The organism is Vibrio sp. 10N.222.49.C12 (assembly GCF_041475025.1).
Classification (GTDB): Bacteria; Pseudomonadota; Gammaproteobacteria; order Enterobacterales; family Vibrionaceae; genus Vibrio; species Vibrio crassostreae_C.
This window is the reverse complement of record NZ_JBFRVF010000003.1, coordinates 154,651-173,608: the sequence shown is the minus strand read 5'-3', so window position 1 is coordinate 173,608 and position 18,958 is coordinate 154,651. Positions and strand designations below refer to the sequence as shown.

Here is an 18,958-nt window from a genome sequence, read left to right as displayed (position 1 = left end):
CTTAAGTGAACGGCATTACCGCCTAAGCGACTCTTTATATTCTATTTGTCAGTTTTATGAAGCTAAGTTGTAGTGTATGAGAGCAAGGCGGTGGCACGGAGCTTACGACTGTAAGTGAGTACCACCAACGCAGCTATCATGCGCTACAGCAACGATTCATTAAACTTACGCGATTTTACCGTGACACTGCTTGTACTTCTTACCGCTACCACATGGGCATGGCTCGTTACGGCCAACTTTACGCTCGTCACGCACTACCGTTTGTGGAGATGCTGCTTCAGCTTCATCGTCAGCTAGCTGGTTTTCAGCTGTTGCATGTTGCGCTTGTGCACGACGCGCCGCTTCTTCAGCTTGAGCTTGACGTTGAGCTTCCATCTTTTCAACTTCTTCTTGTTGCTGAACGCGCACTTTAGAAAGGATGGTAACAACGTCTGTTTTCAGTACATCTAGTAGGCCTTCAAACAGTTCAAACGACTCGCGCTTGTACTCTTGTTTCGGGTTCTTCTGAGCATAACCACGTAAGTGGATACCTTGACGAAGGTGATCCATCGCAGCCAAGTGCTCTTTCCAAAGGCCGTCTAGCGTTTGTAGCATCACAGATTTCTCGAAGTTACGCAGTACTTGAGCACCAACCACTTCTTCTTTCTGTTTGTACGAATCAACCGCCATAGCAAGAATACGCTCACGCAATGCTTCTTCATAAAGCTTGTCGTCTTCGTCTAACCAACCTTGAATATCAAAGTCTAGATCGAAGTCATTCTTCAGACGATCTTGCAGACCCGCGATATCCCACATATCTTCAAGAGACTGAGGTGCGATGTATTCATCAATCACTGATGCCAATACATCTTCACGGTTGTGTTCGATCATCTCGCTGATATCGTCAGAGCTCATCAGTTCATCACGAAGCTCATAAACCACTTTACGTTGGTCATTGGCTACATCATCGTACTCAAGAAGCTGCTTACGAATATCGAAGTTACGACCTTCAACTTTACGTTGTGCTTTTTCAATTGAGCGAGAAAGCATCTTAGATTCGATCGCTTCGCCTTCGTCCATACCACTTTGGATAAGACCAGCCATACGATCCGATGTGAAGATACGTAGCAGAGAATCTTCCATTGATAGGTAGAAACGAGAAGAACCCGCATCACCTTGACGACCAGAACGACCACGTAGCTGGTTGTCGATACGGCGAGATTCATGACGCTCAGTACCAATGATGTGCAGACCACCTGACTCAAGCACTTTATCGTGGATTACTCTCCAGTCAGCTTTGATCTTCTCGATCTGCTCTTTGGTTGGATTCTCTAGCTTCTCAACTTGTGCCTGCCAGCTACCACCTAATACGATATCGGTACCACGACCAGCCATGTTAGTTGCGATAGTTACCGCACTCGGCATACCAGCTTGTGCAACGATCTCTGCTTCCATTTCGTGGAATTTAGCATTTAGAACGCTGTGCTTAATTTTTGCTTTTTTCAGTGCGTTAGACAGTAGTTCAGACTTCTCGATAGAAACCGTACCAACCAATGATGGCTGACCAGCAGCTACACGGTCTTTGATGTCTTCAATGATCGCATTGAACTTGTCTTCTTCGGTACGATAAACCACATCTGGCATATCGTTACGAACCATAGGCTTGTTGGTTGGGATAACCACTGTTTCTAGGCCGTAGATAGACTGAAATTCGAAAGCTTCTGTATCGGCTGTACCTGTCATACCTGACAGTTTTTCGTATAGACGGAAGAAGTTCTGGAATGTAATCGATGCTAGCGTCTGGTTTTCATTCTGAATCTTCACACCTTCTTTAGCTTCAACAGCTTGGTGTAAACCTTCAGACCAACGACGACCTGGCATAGTACGACCAGTATGTTCATCAACGATAACCACTTCGCCTTCTTCAGTAACGATGTAGTCGACGTCTTTCTCAAACAGTACGTGTGCACGCAGCGCTGCATTAACATGGTGCAATAGGCTGATATTAGTTGGAGAGTAAAGCGTGTCACCCTCTTCCATCAGGCCGTTTTTGACCATTAGCTCTTCTACAAATTCTTGACCGTTTTCAGTCAGGTGAACCTGTTTCGATTTCTCGTCCATGGTGTAGTGACCTTCACCACGGTACTCTTCAGAATCTTCTTTATCTTGGCGCTCAAGGTTAGGGATCAACGTGTTAATACGCGTGTAAAGATCTGAACTATCTTCAGCTGGGCCAGAGATAATAAGTGGAGTACGAGCTTCATCGATTAAGATTGAGTCAACCTCATCGACAACAGCAAAGAAGCGCTCACGTTGAACACGATCTTCAGCACGGAAAGCCATGTTGTCACGTAGGTAATCGAAGCCAAACTCGTTGTTTGTTCCGTATAGGATATCCGCTTGGTACGCTTCTTTCTTCTCTGGTGGAGCCATGTTTGGCACGTTTACGCCAACAGTCATACCGAGGAATTCAAATAATGGGCGGTTTGTTTCCGCATCACGCTTCGCTAGGTAGTCGTTCACCGTTACTACGTGAACACCTTTGCTAGGTAGGGCGTTAAGATAAGCTGGTAGGGTTGCTGTAAGAGTCTTACCTTCACCAGTACGCATTTCTGCAATTTGGCCAGCATTTAGAACCATGCCACCAATCATTTGCACGTCAAAGTGACGCATGCCGTAAACACGCTTAGACGCTTCACGTACCGTAGCAAATGCTTCAGGTAGAAGTTGGTCTAGCGATTCACCTTTATCTAAGCGCTCACGAAATTCAACCGTTTTTGCTTTTAGTTCTTCGTCTGAAAGTGCTTCAAACGTTGGTTCGAAGTTATTAATTTCTTTTACAATTTTTCTAAGGCGGCGCAGTGTTCTGTCATTGCGACTGCCAATTACCTTTGTCAGCAGCTTAGTAATCATGTGCTTGGAATCTCTTCGTTCTCAGATCGTCCGCGATCTATTTTAAATGCCGTCAGTGTCTCTACTAGCTATGAACTAGTCTTCAGTTACTAACCAAGGATACTGAGATAAATCTAGTATCTTTGATATTGTACTTGAGAGTAGAGTTTTCAAGGCTTGAGTTAAAATTAATGCCCTTTAGTGTAAGTAATTTTCACACCAACAACCATTTATAACCCCATTTGTTTGATGTGCTTGGAACTTTTCTTTCTAATTGCTGATGGATTAGCCAGACTGCAGCTCATTGGGAGACAACTTTCGGATGTTGACGACACTGTATCTGGAAAATAGATACAAAAAAACCAGGTCAATGACCTGGTTTTCGAAATCTTATATTGCTGTAAACAACAATTACGCTAGAACCATTCCTGGTTCAGCAAATGCAACAGGAGAGCCTACTTCTTCTTCGAATGTTGCCCATTCCCAAGCTTCTGCGTCAGCAAGTACTGCACGTAGTAGTTGGTTGTTTAGGCCGTGACCTGATTTGTATGCACGAAACTCACCAATAATAGCGTGTCCACACATGTACAAGTCACCAATCGCATCTAGTACTTTATGAGTTACGAACTCATTGTCAAAACGTAGACCCTCTTCATTAAGAATTCGGTATTCGTCAAGTACGATAGCATTATCAAAGCTACCACCAAGTACTAGGTTTTGAGATTGTAGATACTCAATGTCGCGCATGAAGCCGAAAGTACGAGCGCGAGAGATTTCTTTCACAAAACCTTGTGAAGAGAAATCAAACAACAAACGTTGCTCATCAGATTCAATTGCTGGGTGGTTAAAGTCGATCTCAAAGTCCATACGGAAGCCGTTAAATGGAACAAACTCTGCCCACTTATCGCCATCTTCAAAACGGATAGGCTTTTTGATACGAATAAAACGCTTCGCTGCATTCAGTGTTTCTACACCCGCTTGCTGTAGCAAGTATACGAATGGGCTTGCGCTACCATCCATAATTGGGATTTCAGGAGCATCTACTTCAACAATAATGTTGTCGATGCCCATACCCGCTAAAGCTGCGTTAAGGTGTTCCACTGTAGAGATACGTACGCCTTCGTCATTAACAAGAGCTGTACATAGCATAGTGTCACGAACTGACGCTGGATCAGCTGGGAAATCTACAGGTGGATTTACATCTGTACGACGATAAACAATACCTGTATTTGCAGCTGCCGGGCGAAGAGTAAGTGTGACTTTACGACCAGAGTGGAGACCCACACCAGTTGTTTTCACAATTTCTTTCAGAGTACGTTGTCTGATCATCTGCTTGCCTCGTTATCAGTGCTACAAATCACGGTCAGTATTTACCGACCGCGAATTTTACCATTAATTCGACGATAGTCAAATTTTGGGTATTTGTTAATCAGCCTGACGTCGTAAGAATGCTGGAATATCTAAGTATCCACTCTCTTTTTCAGCCTTAGGTGCTGCACTTTGGCTAGCGCCTGTACCTGAAGAAACAGGTGACGTTGTTGGTTGCGGCTTAACTTGAGGTTTAACCTCAGTTTTTTCTTGCAATGGTTGTGCCACTTTCTCTTCCACTTTTGGTGCAGTTTGAGCCGCTACCTGTGGTTGAGGAGTTGGTGCAACCTTAGCTTTACCACCAGCAACTAATGTAATGTCTGGTTTTTTCTCTGTGCCGATACCTGTTGCAACAACAGTTACGCGGATTTCATCTGTCATATCAGGGTCTAGAGAAGTACCAATCACAACTGTTGCATTATCAGATGCGAATGCCTTAACTGTATTACCTACTGTTTCGAACTCATCTAGACGCATATCTAGGCCTGCAGTGATGTTCACAAGAACGCCACGCGCGCCAGCTAGGTCGATGTCTTCTAGTAGTGGGCTAGAAATTGCTGTTTCAGCAGCTTCTTCAGCACGGTCTTCACCTTTTGCGATACCGCTACCCATCATTGCATGACCCATCTCAGACATTACGGTGCGAACATCCGCGAAATCGACGTTAATCATACCAGGGCGAGTAATTAGCTCAGCGATACCTTGTACAGCGTTTTTAAGTACATCATTTGCACTTGCGAAAGCTTCTAGCAGAGTTACGCCGCGGCCAAGTACTTTAAGTAGCTTTTCATTTGGAATCGTAATTAATGAGTCCACATGTTTAGAAAGCTCTTCAATACCTTGCTCAGCAAACGCTAAACGCTTTTTGCCTTCAAAGCTAAATGGCTTAGTTACAACAGCAACCGTCAGCACACCCAACTCTTTCGCAACTTCAGCAATAACTGGAGCAGCACCTGTACCAGTACCACCGCCCATACCAGCTGCGATAAATACCATATCGGCGCCAGTTAGAACTTCTTTAATTCTTTCTCGATCTTCGAGAGCTGCATCACGGCCTACTTGTGGGTTTGCACCAGCGCCCAAACCTTTAGTGATATCACCACCAATTTGGATCACGCTGCTCACGCTTGTTTTACGAAGTGCTTGTGCATCAGTGTTAACACTGATGAATTCTACGCCTTCGATTGATTCACGTACCATGTGCTCAACAGCGTTACCGCCACCGCCACCAACTCCAACGACTTTAATTACTGCATCGTCAGACATTTCCATCATCGGTTCAAACATGTGTTATCTCCGTTTTTTCCTGCAACTCAGGTTAAAACTCTTTTTGTATCCAATTACGCAATTTGCCAAATAAACCAGACATAGAAGGTGCTGAACGCTTAGGTTCGCTGTAATCACCTTCATCACTGATCTGACAATCTCTTGCGTAATGAAGTAAACCAACCGCCGTAGAATGATACGGCTCTTTAACATAGTCAGTTAAGCCACTAACTTCTAACGGCTTACCAACTCGAACTTGATTGCGGAAAACACGTTCCGCACACTCTACCAATCCGTCAATTTGTGCCGCTCCACCAGTGAGAACGACGCCAGCTGCAAGGTGGTGTTTAATACCTTCATCTCGTAGCTGTAATTGAACCGTATCAATAGTTTGGTTAACGAGACCCATAAGTTCAGTGTAACGTGGTTCAATCACTTCCGACAAAGTTTGTCGTTGCAAACTTCTCGATGGGCGACCACCAACACTTGGGACGTTAACAGAGTCATCCTTGCTTACGAGTTCACTCAGAGCGCAACCATGGTTTACTTTTATCTCTTCAGCATCGCTCACTGGCGTGCCGAAAGCGAAGGCAATATCACTGGTTACTGCATTTCCTGCGTAGGAAAAGACTTCTGTGTGTCGAAGTGCGCCGCCAGTCCAAATGGAAATATCCATTGTACCCGCACCGATATCGACAACACATACTCCAAGCTCTCTCTCGTCTTCAGTAATTACCGCATTGCTTGAGGCAAGTCCTGAAAACACGATTTGTTCTACTGTGAGACCACATCGTTCAACAGCTTTAATAATGTTTCTCGCCATGTCGCTATGGCAAGAAATTAGGTGAACACTGACTTCCATTCGAACACCAGATAAGCCAAGTGGGTTCTTAATCCCTTCTTGATAATCAATGGTAAATTCTTGTGGGATCACGTGCAGAATTCTCTGCTCATCACCTATTTTAATTGATTTCGCGGTATGGATCGCTCGATCCATATCGTCTTGAGACACCTCTTCATCAGAGATAGTGCCCATGCCTTTTTCAATTCGGCTTGCGATATGTTTACCCGATAGCGAGATAAATACATTGCTGATTTGGCATTCCGCCATCAACTCTGCTTGATCAATAGCTCGCTGAACCGACTTAACTACCGACTCTAGGTCGTTTACACCACCTTTATCCATACCTCTGGATGGGCTTTGCCCAGAACCAATGATATTGATTTGACCATCAGGCAATATTTCACCAACCAGAGCTGATATGGTCGCAGTGCCTATATCAAGACCAACGATTATGTTGTCATCTGCGGTCTTAGTCATCTGTGCTCTCTTCTAACTCTTGCTCTGGAAACCAGCCTACAGCGGCTCCCGTATCATACCTGAGGTCGATGTAGCTCACTTGATTCGCTTTACTACCAAGTTCGTTGTAAAGCGAAATGAAGCGTTCAACACGCTCATCTAAAGAATCTTTACCTAGTTCTAAACGGATACCGTTATCTAGGATTATTTGCCAAGCGCGACGCTCATTGAGAACGAGAGAGGTAACGGTTAACCCTAGACTGTTAATCAAAGGGGTTATCTGTCGCCACTTTTCTATCACTTCTTGGCTGGTGCCGTCTGGGCCGTAAAGCTTAACTCTATCGCCCTTCAACAGGCCGATATCACCATTAAACACCTGACCATCGTCATTCAGCAGCATGTTACCGTTCCAGATTGCTGCCGCATGGTACTCAGTCAAAAATACTTTTATTGTGTCTGGCCACTGCTTACGAATGGAGACCACTGAAACCCAAGGTAACGCTTCTAAACTGTCTTGCAACACACCGATGTCTTGCGACATGAAGGTTCCAATGTGCTCTAGCTCGCTAAAGGCATGTTGAACATCACCAGCGGTTACGTAAGTTAAGTCGCCTTGAAGTACTATTTTGGAGAGAGGCAATCGCTGATCGTCCCACATCCAAGTTAGTGTGGTATAGAAAAGAAACCCAATGAATAGCAATACCATGACAAAAAAAGACCCGCCTAAGGCGTGTTTCTTGAGCGACGGTAAACTGAATAGGTGGCGGTTTTCGCTAAAAGTACTTTCTACCAAAGCCCGCATTCCCTGTCGTTGGTTCGCAATTCTATTCCCTATCTTCGTAATAGAGGTAAAAGCACTTACTTTAACCTATGAATTATACTGAGCAAAATCAAACTATCAAACGTTGATAATAAGATTTTTGGTCAATTTTAGGTCAATCGCAAGAAGTGAGCGATTGACCACAGTCTGTAGACAGTATTCTGTTACGCGTTCTGCATTTTATTAATGTCTAACTGTAACGATTCCAACTGCTTCGCTACTCGACCAACATCGCCTGCACCCTGCGTTAAAACAAGGTCACCGCCTTGAATTACGTTGGCTAAAGCCGATGGCAGTGCGTTGATATCGGCAACAAAGATTGGGTCTATCTTACCACGCCCACGAATAGTTCGACTTAATGAACGTCCGTCAGCCCCTGCAATAGGTTTCTCACCTGCAGAATAAACATCTAACAGAATTAGGACATCAACCTGCTCAAGAACGTTCGCGAAATCATCATACAGATCGCGAGTACGGCTATAACGGTGCGGTTGGAAGATCATAACAAGACGTTTATCAGTCCAGCCACTACGAGCAGCTTGAATCGTCACATCAACTTCGGTTGGGTGATGACCGTAATCATCGACCAGCATTGCAACGCCTTTACCTGTTTCATACTCACCTAGGTGATCGAAACGGCGACCCGTGCCTTCCGTTCCCGCCATCGCTTTGAGAATCGCTTCATCGCTGATGTCATCTTCTGTTGCAACAGCAATCGCAGCCGATGCATTCAATGCGTTGTGGCGACCTGGAATGTTCAACGTGATATCTAAGTTAGCTTTACCTTCACGTACAACCGTAAACTTGCCTTGTTGACCTTCTTGTACGTAGTTTTCAATACGAATATCCGCATCTTCAGAGAAACCGTAAGTAATCACTTGGCGGCTCACCTGAGGAATAAGCTCACGCACTACTGGATCATCAACACACATCACAGCCTGACCGTAGAATGGTAGGTTGTGTAAAAAATCAATAAACGTCTGCTTTAGCGTTTCAAAATCGCCGCCGTAGGTATCCATATGATCCGCTTCAATGTTAGTTACGATACTAACCATAGGTTGCAGATGTAAGAATGACGCATCACTTTCATCGGCTTCAGCGATAAGGATACGGCTTGAACCTAAACGTGCGTTTGTGCCTGCACTTTTCACCAAACCACCGTTTACGAAGGTTGGATCTAGGCCAGCTTCCGAGTAAATCTGTGTCACTAGCGCAGTCGTGGTTGTTTTACCGTGCGTACCTGCCACAGCAATACCGTGACGAAAACGCATCAGCTCAGCCAGCATTTCTGCACGACGAACGATCGGTGTGCGCGCTTCACGAGCTGCAATAATTTCTGGGTTTTCTTCGTTGATAGCGGTTGAAACAACCACCACACTTGCGTCGGCAACGTTACTCGCTTGGTGACCGATATAAACGGTTGCACCCTTGCTAACTAAACGATCAGTCACTGGGTTTTGAGCAATATCAGAACCCGTGATCTGGTAGCCTTCATTTAGCAAGACTTCAGCAATCCCGCTCATTCCGGCACCACCAATACCAATGAAGTGGATATATTTAACACGGCGCATCTCTGGCACCATTGCACGGATTTGCGCTAAGTCTTGGGTATGTTCAATCGTCATCAATTCAATCTCATTATTTTGCTAAAGCTTTAATCGCTTCAGCGACGGTCACATCAGCATCAAGCTTGGCGGCTTGACGAGCTTTTGTTGCCATCATTTTTAATTCATTTCTATCAAGCTGCGCGATAGTGTTCGCTAGCTTATCAGCCGTTAGTTGAGGCTGTTCAATCATTAACGCTGCGCCACATTCAACTAAATGGTCGGCATTCAACGCTTGTTGTCTGTCTTTGTGCATAAACGGAACGAAGATAGAACCGACACCTGCCGCAGACACTTCTGATACGGTTAATGCACCTGAGCGACACACTAATAGATCTGCCCACTCATAAGCTTGCGCCACATCATCAATAAATTCAGTCACTTGAACATTACCAACAGAATGTGATTTGTATTGCTCAATAACTTGTTGTTGATTGTTCTTACCCGCTTGGTGCATCACAGTGAAGCCTTCACCAAGCTGCGCCATCGTTACTGGCAAGGTATCGTTTAGGATTTTTGCGCCCTGACTGCCGCCCATAACCAAGATGCGGATGTCACCATCACGCTCAGCCATGCGTTGCTCGGGTTCAGCTAAGGCAACCACATCTTCGCGTACTGGGTTACCCACCACTTCTGCGGTAGGGAAAGCACCAGGGAAAGCTTGGAAAACCTTTTTAGCAATCTTAGACAGCCATTGGTTGGTTAAACCTGCCACTGCATTTTGTTCATGGAGAACCACTGGAATGCCAGACAACCATGCCGCGATACCACCCGGGCCACTCACGTAGCCACCCATACCAAGTACCACATCAGGCTGCCATGCTTTGATGTGTTGCCTTGCTTGAAGTATGGCATTAATAATCTGGAACGGCGCTTTAATTAACTTGCTAATGCCTTGACCACGCAGGCCTTTCACTTTGATGAAGTCGATTTCAATGCCATGCTTTGGCACTAAATCCGCTTCCATTCTGTCTGCTGTGCCTAACCAGCGAATTTCCCAACCTTGTTGCTGAAGCTTTTTCGCTACTGCTAACCCTGGGAAAACGTGACCGCCAGTACCACCAGCCATCACTAAAAGTTTTTTGTTTTGTTTCATCACGTTAGATTCTTATTCTACTAATTTGTTTTGACTATCAGCTTGTTCTTTTTGTTGCATTCGGCATTCGTGGTCAATGCGCAGCAGCATTGATACCGCCACAGACATAACAATTAAACTCGAACCACCATAACTGATTAGCGGTAGGGTTAGACCTTTGGTCGGAACGATGCCAGATGCAGCACCTACGTTAACAAGCGTCTGAAACGCAAACCAAATACCAATACCAAAAGCCAGATAGCCGCTGAACACTTGATCGTGTTCAAAGGCTTTTTTACCTATCAGAATGGCTTTTAACACCAAGCTGAAGATCAACATTAATACTAAGGTAACACCGACAAAGCCAAGCTCTTCAGCCAACACAGCAAATACAAAATCGGTATGCGCTTCTGGTAAGTATTCGAGTTTTTGAATCGAGTTACCAAGCCCTTGCCCCATCCAATCACCACGGCCAAACGCCATCAATGACTGAGTTAACTGGTAACCACTGCCGAACGGGTCGTTCCAAGGTTCCCAGAATGAGGTAACACGTCGAACACGATAAGGTTCTATAACAATCAAACCGACGACCGCGGCAATACCTGCCACCATCAAGGCGATAAACTGTGAAAGCTTGGCACCAGCAATGAATAGCATGCCGAACAGGGTCACCAGCATTACAACTACTGTACCTAAATCGGGCTGGCCTAGCAGCAGCACGGCAAAAGCGCCGAATACCATGATCGGTTTACCAAAACCACCGAAGAAGGTTTTTCTCACTTCATCTTGCTTCCGAACCAAGTAGCCCGCCATAAAGATAAACAGCGATAACTTGGCGACTTCAGCGGGTTGTAAGTTAAATAGCCCTAATGGGATCCAACGCGATGCGCCGTTAACCGACTTACCGACGGCTAATACCACAATCAGCAAGAAGAAGGACAAGCCCAGTAGATACATACTGTATTGAAACCAGCGTTGCATCGGGATTTGCAATATGACGCTAGAGACACCTAACGCCAATACAAGGAAGATGGCATGACGGAACATAAAGTGAAACGGCTGATCGGTTAAACGAGCACTGATGGGGAACGAAGCAGACGTCACCATCACCAAACCTGTCAGCATTAGCCCAAGAGCAATCCACACCAATTGACGATCGTAAAGCGCCTCGGGAGTAGCACGGTTTAGCCACTGCCAGATGGATTGATTAATCTCTTTGACTCTTTGCACTGAATGTTAGTCCTTCAACACGTTAAGCATACTCATGAGCAAGCTCAGTGAACGCATCACCTCTTGCCATGAAATTATTAAATTGATCGAAGCTTGCGCACGCCGGAGACAGCATCACCATATCTCCAGCCACCAGCTGTGGCGAGATAGATTCGATTATCTGCTGCATGGTATCGAACTTTTGTGCCGATGGGTGCAGAGGCATGAATTGATCTGCATCTTCACCGAAACAACACAGCTGAACACGCTCAAGTTGCGCCAATACTGGTTCAAGCTCACTAAAGTCAGCACCTTTACCAACGCCGCCAACCAAAAGATATAACGTACCTTGATACTCCAACCCAGTCAGGGCTGCCAATGTGCTGGCTACATTCGTTGCTTTGGAGTCATTAACCCATTTGATTTCGCGCTTGTCAGCCACGACTTGGCAACGATGCGTCAAACCGTTATAGGCCTTCAAAGCATCAAGACTTTTGCTGTAGTCGATACCAACTTGCTTCAATAGTGCAAGTGAGACTAACGCATTCGCCACATTGTGACGTCCAACCAATGTTAAATCTTGGGTAGCAAGGACAGGTTTACCGTGATCGACCAACCACTCAGTACTATCAATCGTTGATACACCAAACTCTTGGTTATCTAGGCCAAAAGTCAACAATGGCATTGTCTGGTCAGGGTAAGTCTCTTTGTCTTCACGATTAACAGTCGCACACTGCGCGTTATTAAAGATTCTTAACTTGGCCTCACGGTAATCAGCCATGCCTTGATAGCGATCCATATGATCTTCAGACAGATTTAAGAATGCCGCAGCGGCAAGTTTTAAATTCGATGTAGTTTCTAACTGAAAACTTGAAAGTTCAAGGACATATAAATCCGCATCAAGTTCTAGAAGGTCTAGGGCAGGAATGCCAATATTGCCGCCAACGCCAACATTAAGCCCAGCAGCCTTAGCAAGCACACCAGTCAGATCAGTCACGGTACTCTTACCGTTTGAACCAGTAATCGCCACAACAGGCTTATCTACAGCCCAACCAAACAGCTCGATGTCGCCAACGACAGGCGTACCCGCTTGAAGCACATCTTGAATTTCAGGTGTCGCTAAAGCAATGCCTGGGTTAGCAACCACCAGATCAGCCTCAGCTAGCCATTGGCTATTCCAGCTTCCAGAATGCAGCTCAACCGACTCAGGCAAAGATTCCTTTCCTGGTGGTAGCTCTCGCGTATCAATTACCTTTACGCAAGTATGGGGCTGATATTTTACGAGATGTTTAACGACAGAGAGCCCGGTAATACCGAGCCCCACAACCACTACATTTTGAATATTTTGCCAACGTTCCATTTAAACAAGATGCTCTTAATAGTTTTAAAGAGCCCCTATTCAGAGGCTCATACAGGATTAACGAACTTTCAGTGTCGCTAGGCCAACCAGTACTAATACCATTGAGATTATCCAAAAACGCACGATAACACGCGGCTCTGGCCAACCTTTAAGTTCATAGTGGTGGTGAATCGGTGCCATGCGGAAAATACGCTGACCACGCAATTTGTAAGAGCCCACCTGCAGAATCACTGACAGAGTCTCCATTACAAACACACCACCCATGATCACTAGTACCAACTCTTGACGAACGAGTACCGCAATCACACCTAACGCACCACCCAGTGCTAGAGAGCCAACATCGCCCATGAATACTTGTGCTGGGTAAGTGTTAAACCATAGGAAGCCAAGGCCTGCACCAACGATAGCAGTACATACCACCACCAGTTCAGAGGTGTATGGGATGTATGGAATGTGTAGGTATGCTGCAAAGTTAACGTTACCTGTCGCCCAAGCGATAACAGCAAAACCCGCAGCAACCATAACCGTTGGCATAATCGCCAAGCCATCTAGGCCATCAGTTAGGTTTACCGCGTTACTGGTACCCACAATAACAAAGTAAGTTAGAACAATGTACAGTAAACCAAGTTGTGGCATCACATCTTTAAAGAAAGGCACCACTAATTGTGTCGCAGCAGTGTCTTGCCCATGAGCATACAGAGCAAACGCCACAACCAATGCAATAGCCGATTGCCAGAAGTACTTCCAACGCGCAATCAAGCCATCAGTGTTCTTACGAACGACTTTACGATAATCATCAACAAAACCAACTGCACCGTAACCGCCTAGCACGACAAGTACGGCCCAAACGTAAGGGTTTGATAAGTCAGCCCAAAGTAAGACCGTAATGATGATCGCAGCAAGGATCATCACACCACCCATGGTTGGTGTACCACGCTTACTGAAGTGAGATTCTGGGCCGTCATTACGAACAACTTGGCCAATTTGCAGCATTTGCAGACGCTCAATTAAACGAGGTCCCATCCACAGCGACAGACATAAAGCCGTCAAAATGCTCGCGATTGCACGAAACGATAAGTATTCGAACAAACGGAAAAAAGAAAAGTGTGGCTGTAGTAGCTCTGCAAGCCAAATTATCATGAAAAGTTCTCCTTTAAAGCAGCGGCTATTTTACTCATTCCTGCACTATTGGCGCCTTTTACCAACAAGGTATGTGGCGCGTTTTCTGGCAAGCTCAAGTGCTGCTCTATGTGCGCGATCATCGCTTCATGCGTTGCAAAGTGAGTGCCGTTACACACTTCACTAATCACCTTGGTATCATCACCGTAAGTGAGTACATGCTCAAAAGCGAATGGGGCAGCATATTCACCGACTTGACGGTGAAGTGCAAGGCTTTCATCGCCTAACTCAGCCATATTGCCTAAAATCAACCAACGCTGACCTTTGAAGCTCGACAACAATTTAGCTGCAGCCTTCATTGCCGGTACACTGGCGTTGTAACTGTCATCTATCAGCTTGATATTCTGACTTAATTGTTGAACCTCAACTCGGCCTTTAACTGAGATAAGATTCGCTAAACCGCTTTTAATTTCTGCAAGCGTGGCACCGAATTGAATGCTCAGTGCTGCTGCGGCTAATGCGTTGGCTACATTGTGCTGACCAATAATGCCAAGTTCGACATCGATAGCGCCTTGCGGGGTCTGCATATCAAAGCAAGCTTCACCCTGCTCGTTGATGCGAATATTCGTCGAAAAGTAATCCGCCGTGTCATCACTTTCAGAAAAGGTCAGTACGTTTTTGTCTGCAAGCACATCTTTCCAGAAGTCACCACCATTGCTCTCTAGGTTAACAATAGCAGTATCACCAGCAGCAAGCCCCTGAAAAATTTCGCCTTTCGCTTGTTTAACACCATCAATTGAGCCAAAGCCCTCTAGATGCGCGGCAGCAACGTTATTCACTAAGGCCACCTGTGGTTTCACAAGCTGCGTGGTATAGGCAATTTCACCAATGTGGTTCGCGCCCAGTTCTATCACGGCATAGTCGTCATTGGGTTCACTGCGCAGCAAGGTTAGTGGTACTCCAATATCATTATTGAAGTTACCCGCTGTAAACAGCACTTTGCCACGTTGTTGTAGAATACTCGCGACCATCTCTTTGACGGTCGTTTTGCCACAGCTTCCTGTTATCGCCATGGTTGGCACGTTACATTGTTTGTGGATCCAAGCACTTAGCTGACCTAAAGCAAGTTTAGTGTCTTCAACAACAACTTGAGTAATATTTAGGTCAAGTTTTCGTTGAACTAATAACGCACTCGCATTGGCCTCAACAGCCTGACCACAAAAATCATGCGCATCAAAACGTTCACCTACGAGAGCAACAAACAGTGCACCTTCTTCAACGGTGCGAGTATCGGTAGAAACCGCATTGATCAAACTATTGCTCGATTTGCCAGCCTCTATCAGCTGACCACTGAGCACGGAGCAGATCTGCTCGAGTGATACATCAATCATTATGAAATACCTAAAAGTTGTAGTGCTGACTCTCGATCCGAATAGTGGATCGTTTTGTCTTTTAATACTTGGTAATCCTCATGGCCTTTACCAGCCAGAAGAATAATGTCGTTATTACCCGCCTGCTCTAGAGCAAACTTAACCGCCTGAAAGCGATCGTGTTCAACAAAGGCGACTTCAGGCTCACTTAAACCTGCCAGCATGTCTTTAACAATCAATGCCGGGTCTTCACTGCGAGGGTTGTCATCTGAAATAATAATGTTATCGGCGAACTGCTCTGCGGTAACCGCCATCATAGGGCGCTTGCCTGTATCTCGATCACCACCGCAGCCAAAGATTACCCATAGCTTTCCAGAGCAATGTACACGTAGTGCTGCCAATGCTTTCTCTAATGCGTCAGGTGTATGCGCGTAGTCGACAACCACTTTTGCTTTGTTTGGTACTTGGAACAATTCCATGCGACCAATAACAGGTTGCAATTGAGGTGCTGTGTCGATCAAGGTTTGCTTGTCGATGCCTAGTACAAGTAGGGTCGCGAAAGCAACCAATACATTTGATGCGTTGAACTGGCCAATTAAAGGAACAGACAGTTGTCCCTGCCCCCAGCTACCATCAAAAGCGAGTTTGATACCCGTCTCTGCATAAGCAACATCCGATGCCCATACTGACTGCTGGTAGCCCGATAACGGAAGCAATGACACAGCTACTGCATTGGACAGATCAGCCATCCAAGCTTTACCGACTTCATCATCAACATTAATCACAGCGTGCTTACACTTATGCTGAGTAAACAAGCTCTTCTTAGCCAGAGCGTACTCTTGCATCGTGCCGTGGTAATCCAAGTGGTCACGGCTCAAGTTAGTAAATACACCAGCCTCAAAATCCAATGCCTTAACTCGGCCTTGAACCAAACCATGAGACGAGATTTCCATCGCGGTATAAACAGCGTTTTCTTCAGCCAACTCACTCAGCGTACGTTGTATTTCAATCGCACTACCGGTCGTATTCGCCGCCGTTTTAAGGTTGTCTAGAAAACCGTTACCCGTGGTGCCCATTACCGCAGAGCGTTGGCCGACTAAATCTAGCCACTGAGCAATCAATTGGGTGATAGTGGTTTTGCCATTGGTGCCGGTAACACCAATCAGCTTAGTCGCCTGAGACGAGTAAACACGACCGGCCAACTCAGATAACACCAAGTTAAGGTCTTTAATGTAAACAACCGGAACAGCATCCAACCACTCAATCAGACCATGGGCCTTTTCAGCATCAGCTTGTGCGATAACGGCATTGGCTCCCTGTGAGACCGCTTTGTCAATGAAACGACGGCCATCAACAGCATGCCCAACTACAGCAACAAAAATATCGCCGTCTTTGATGGCACGACTATCCAACTCCAACTGTTCAACGGCAATCGCATCCAGCTCAGGTGAACTAAAGTCACCCCAAGGAGAAAGTAAAGATGACAGCGTGAGGCTATTACTCATATTGAATCCTGATTGGCTCTATTCTTGAAACTTGTTTTCATCAGCAGGGACATTCAGAATTTGCAGTGCGCCCTTCATGATTTCAGAAAAAACAGGGGCTGCGACCGAGCCACCATAGTAGAGGTCACCTTGAGGTTCATTGATCATCACAACCAAAGAGACTCTTGGGTCACTCACTGGAGCAACACCTGCGGTATAGGCGAAGTACTCGTCTCCATAACCACCGGAAATCGCTTTTCTAGATGTACCTGTTTTTGCTGCTACTCGGTAACCCGGCACGGCAGCTCTTGTCGCTGTACCGCCCTTTTGGGTTACGCCTTCTAGCATGTTCAAAACCAACTCAGCATTTTCGCGCTTGATGATCTGTTTTGAGAAATTTTGGTCGTTGCTTTTAACGATATGGATAGGTTCGTAAACACCGTGATTCGCTAACGTCGCATAGGCATGAGCCAATTGCAGCGGAGTAATCGCTAGACCATAACCAAAGGATAAGGTAGCGATTTCAAACTTAGACCAGCGTCGACGGTTCGGGAAAATACCCGCGGTCTCACCGACTAGATTCAGCCCAGACATCTCGCCAAGACCAACAGAACTGTACATGCCCAGTAGCGCTTCAAGTGGCATATCCAGTGCTAACTTCGCCACACCGATGTTACTCGACTTCTTAAGGATTAACGCCAAGTCTGCCTTACCAACTTTGGAAGTATCACGTACACGGCTACCACCGATTTGCATGATGCCGTTACCCGTATCAATTACAGTATCAGCATCCGCGGTACCATTTTCGAGAGCGGCAAGAACAACAAACGGCTTAACCGTCGAACCTGGCTCAAAAGCATCGGTGATCACGCGGTTACGCATCTTAAAGCTTTGTAAATCAGCACGATTGTTTGGGTTGTAAGACGGTGCGTTAACCATGGCCAAAACCGCACCCGTTTTTACGTCTAATAAGATGGCAGATCCAGACGTCGCCTTGTGATCGGCTACCGCCTGTTTAATCGCTCGATAAGCGATGGCTTGTAAGCGCTGATCGATGGTCAATTCGAGTGGTTTACCTTCTTCACGCTCTTCTAGTGCAATGTTTTCAACTACTCGCCCGTAACGGTCTTTACGGATTGTACGTTTACCTGCTTCACCCGTGAGCCACTTATCGTAGCTGCGCTCGACACCTTCTAGGCCGTGTCCATCAATTCCGGTCACACCAATAAGATGCGCGCTGACTTCACCGGCTGGGTAATAACGACGTGATTCTGCTTTAAGACCAATACCCACCAGCTTTAAGTCGCGGATGTATTTCGCCATTGCTGGGCTAACTTGTCTTTGTAGGTAGATAAAACGACGAGATTTGTCGCTGGAGATCTTGTTGATCATCGATTGTCGATCTAAGCCAAGTACATCAGCTAGCGCATACCAACGATCAATTTGGGCCATGCCATTTTTATCGAAGATGGTTTTCGGGTCAGCCCATACCGCCTCAACAGGCACACTGACGGCAAGTGGTTCGCCATTGCGGTCTGAAATAATACCGCGGGCAGAAGGAATAGCCTTAACACGTACAGAACGAAGGTCGCCCTGACGAATTAAGTTATCTGGTTCAATGACTTGGATGTAAGCCACACGACCTACTAGTACAGAAAAGGCAACCAACACAAAAGCAATAACGACGTTGAAACGCCATTTAATCAGAATTGGATCCGAGTCCTTTTCGCTCTTCACTCGCTCTTTCGTTGGTTTCTTAACGGCTTTCGCGGGGGCTTTTTCCTTTTTTCCGGTCATTTCAGTGTGATCACAACTTCTTTGTCGGAGTCTGGACGTTTCATATCTAGCTCTCGTTTTGCCGATGCTTGAACGCGGCTATGTTCAGCCAGAGCCGTCTCTTCAAGCATTAAATTTCGCCATTCATTATCAAGCTGTTCACGCTCACTCAATGCCATGTCTTTTTGCGTGATTGCCTGACGTGACATGTGTGTCGTGAGAACGACCCCCATCGCGCTCGCGAAGATACAGATAAGCAGCACCAATGGGACTTTACCCACGGAGATCAAATCAAAAAATATTATCTTGGCTAAGTTAGGTTTGGAGGTCTTCATT

At 45.9% G+C, this 18,958-nt stretch carries 14 protein-coding genes; all 14 read right to left on the bottom strand.

Features of this window, described 5'->3' with window-relative positions; genetic code table 11:
• Positions 1 to 165: 165 nt before the first annotated feature.
• The gene (gene secA / locus AB4583_RS02045) at positions 166 to 2,892 is read right to left on the bottom strand and encodes a preprotein translocase subunit SecA (RefSeq protein ID WP_017059292.1); all 2,727 of its coding nucleotides are present in this window, start codon (positions 2,890 to 2,892) and stop codon (positions 166 to 168) included.
• Positions 2,893 to 3,282: 390 nt separating this feature from the next.
• A complete protein-coding gene (gene lpxC / locus AB4583_RS02040) occupies positions 3,283 to 4,200 on the bottom strand; it encodes a UDP-3-O-acyl-N-acetylglucosamine deacetylase (protein ID WP_010434751.1) in 918 nt (305 codons plus the stop codon).
• 96 nt (positions 4,201 to 4,296) lie between these two features.
• Positions 4,297 to 5,526 carry a cell division protein FtsZ gene (gene ftsZ / locus AB4583_RS02035; protein ID WP_017059291.1) on the bottom strand — a complete coding sequence of 410 codons (1,230 nt, stop codon included), beginning with the start codon at positions 5,524 to 5,526 and terminating at the stop codon, positions 4,297 to 4,299.
• Positions 5,527 to 5,557: 31 nt separating this feature from the next.
• Positions 5,558 to 6,826, bottom strand: a complete 1,269-nt coding sequence (ftsA, locus tag AB4583_RS02030) for a cell division protein FtsA (protein ID WP_010434747.1) — start codon at positions 6,824 to 6,826, stop codon at positions 5,558 to 5,560.
• Entirely contained in the window at positions 6,819 to 7,511 is a 693-nt protein-coding gene (locus tag AB4583_RS02025; protein ID WP_017059290.1) for a cell division protein FtsQ/DivIB, read from the bottom strand. Before AB4583_RS02025 ends, ftsA begins: the two co-directional genes overlap by 8 nt.
• 278 nt (positions 7,512 to 7,789) lie before the next feature.
• The gene (gene murC, locus AB4583_RS02020; protein ID WP_372116198.1) at positions 7,790 to 9,250 is read right to left on the bottom strand and encodes a UDP-N-acetylmuramate--L-alanine ligase; all 1,461 of its coding nucleotides are present in this window, start codon (positions 9,248 to 9,250) and stop codon (positions 7,790 to 7,792) included.
• 13 nt (positions 9,251 to 9,263) lie between these two features.
• Positions 9,264 to 10,325, bottom strand: coding sequence for an undecaprenyldiphospho-muramoylpentapeptide beta-N-acetylglucosaminyltransferase (gene murG / locus AB4583_RS02015; RefSeq protein ID WP_017062898.1), 1,062 nt, complete (start codon positions 10,323 to 10,325; stop codon positions 9,264 to 9,266).
• A 12-nt stretch (positions 10,326 to 10,337) separates the two neighbouring features.
• A complete protein-coding gene (gene ftsW / locus AB4583_RS02010) occupies positions 10,338 to 11,534 on the bottom strand; it encodes a cell division protein FtsW (protein ID WP_372116195.1) in 1,197 nt (398 codons plus the stop codon).
• Between the two features lie 22 nt (positions 11,535 to 11,556).
• Entirely contained in the window at positions 11,557 to 12,873 is a 1,317-nt protein-coding gene (gene murD / locus AB4583_RS02005; RefSeq protein WP_372116192.1) for a UDP-N-acetylmuramoyl-L-alanine--D-glutamate ligase, read from the bottom strand.
• Positions 12,874 to 12,930: 57 nt separating this feature from the next.
• The gene (gene mraY / locus AB4583_RS02000; RefSeq protein ID WP_017059284.1) at positions 12,931 to 14,013 is read right to left on the bottom strand and encodes a phospho-N-acetylmuramoyl-pentapeptide-transferase; all 1,083 of its coding nucleotides are present in this window, start codon (positions 14,011 to 14,013) and stop codon (positions 12,931 to 12,933) included.
• A complete protein-coding gene (murF, locus tag AB4583_RS01995; RefSeq protein ID WP_372116189.1) occupies positions 14,010 to 15,383 on the bottom strand; it encodes a UDP-N-acetylmuramoyl-tripeptide--D-alanyl-D-alanine ligase in 1,374 nt (457 codons plus the stop codon). Before murF ends, mraY begins: the two co-directional genes overlap by 4 nt.
• Entirely contained in the window at positions 15,383 to 16,867 is a 1,485-nt protein-coding gene (gene murE, locus AB4583_RS01990; protein ID WP_372116186.1) for a UDP-N-acetylmuramoyl-L-alanyl-D-glutamate--2,6-diaminopimelate ligase, read from the bottom strand. Before murE ends, murF begins: the two co-directional genes overlap by 1 nt.
• A gap of 18 nt (positions 16,868 to 16,885) precedes the next feature.
• Positions 16,886 to 18,643: a penicillin-binding transpeptidase domain-containing protein gene (locus AB4583_RS01985; RefSeq protein ID WP_372116183.1), complete on the bottom strand. Its 1,758-nt coding sequence runs from the start codon at positions 18,641 to 18,643 to the stop codon at positions 16,886 to 16,888.
• Positions 18,640 to 18,957, bottom strand: coding sequence for a cell division protein FtsL (gene ftsL / locus AB4583_RS01980; protein ID WP_017062901.1), 318 nt, complete (start codon positions 18,955 to 18,957; stop codon positions 18,640 to 18,642). Before ftsL ends, AB4583_RS01985 begins: the two co-directional genes overlap by 4 nt.
• Position 18,958 lies beyond the last annotated feature (1 nt).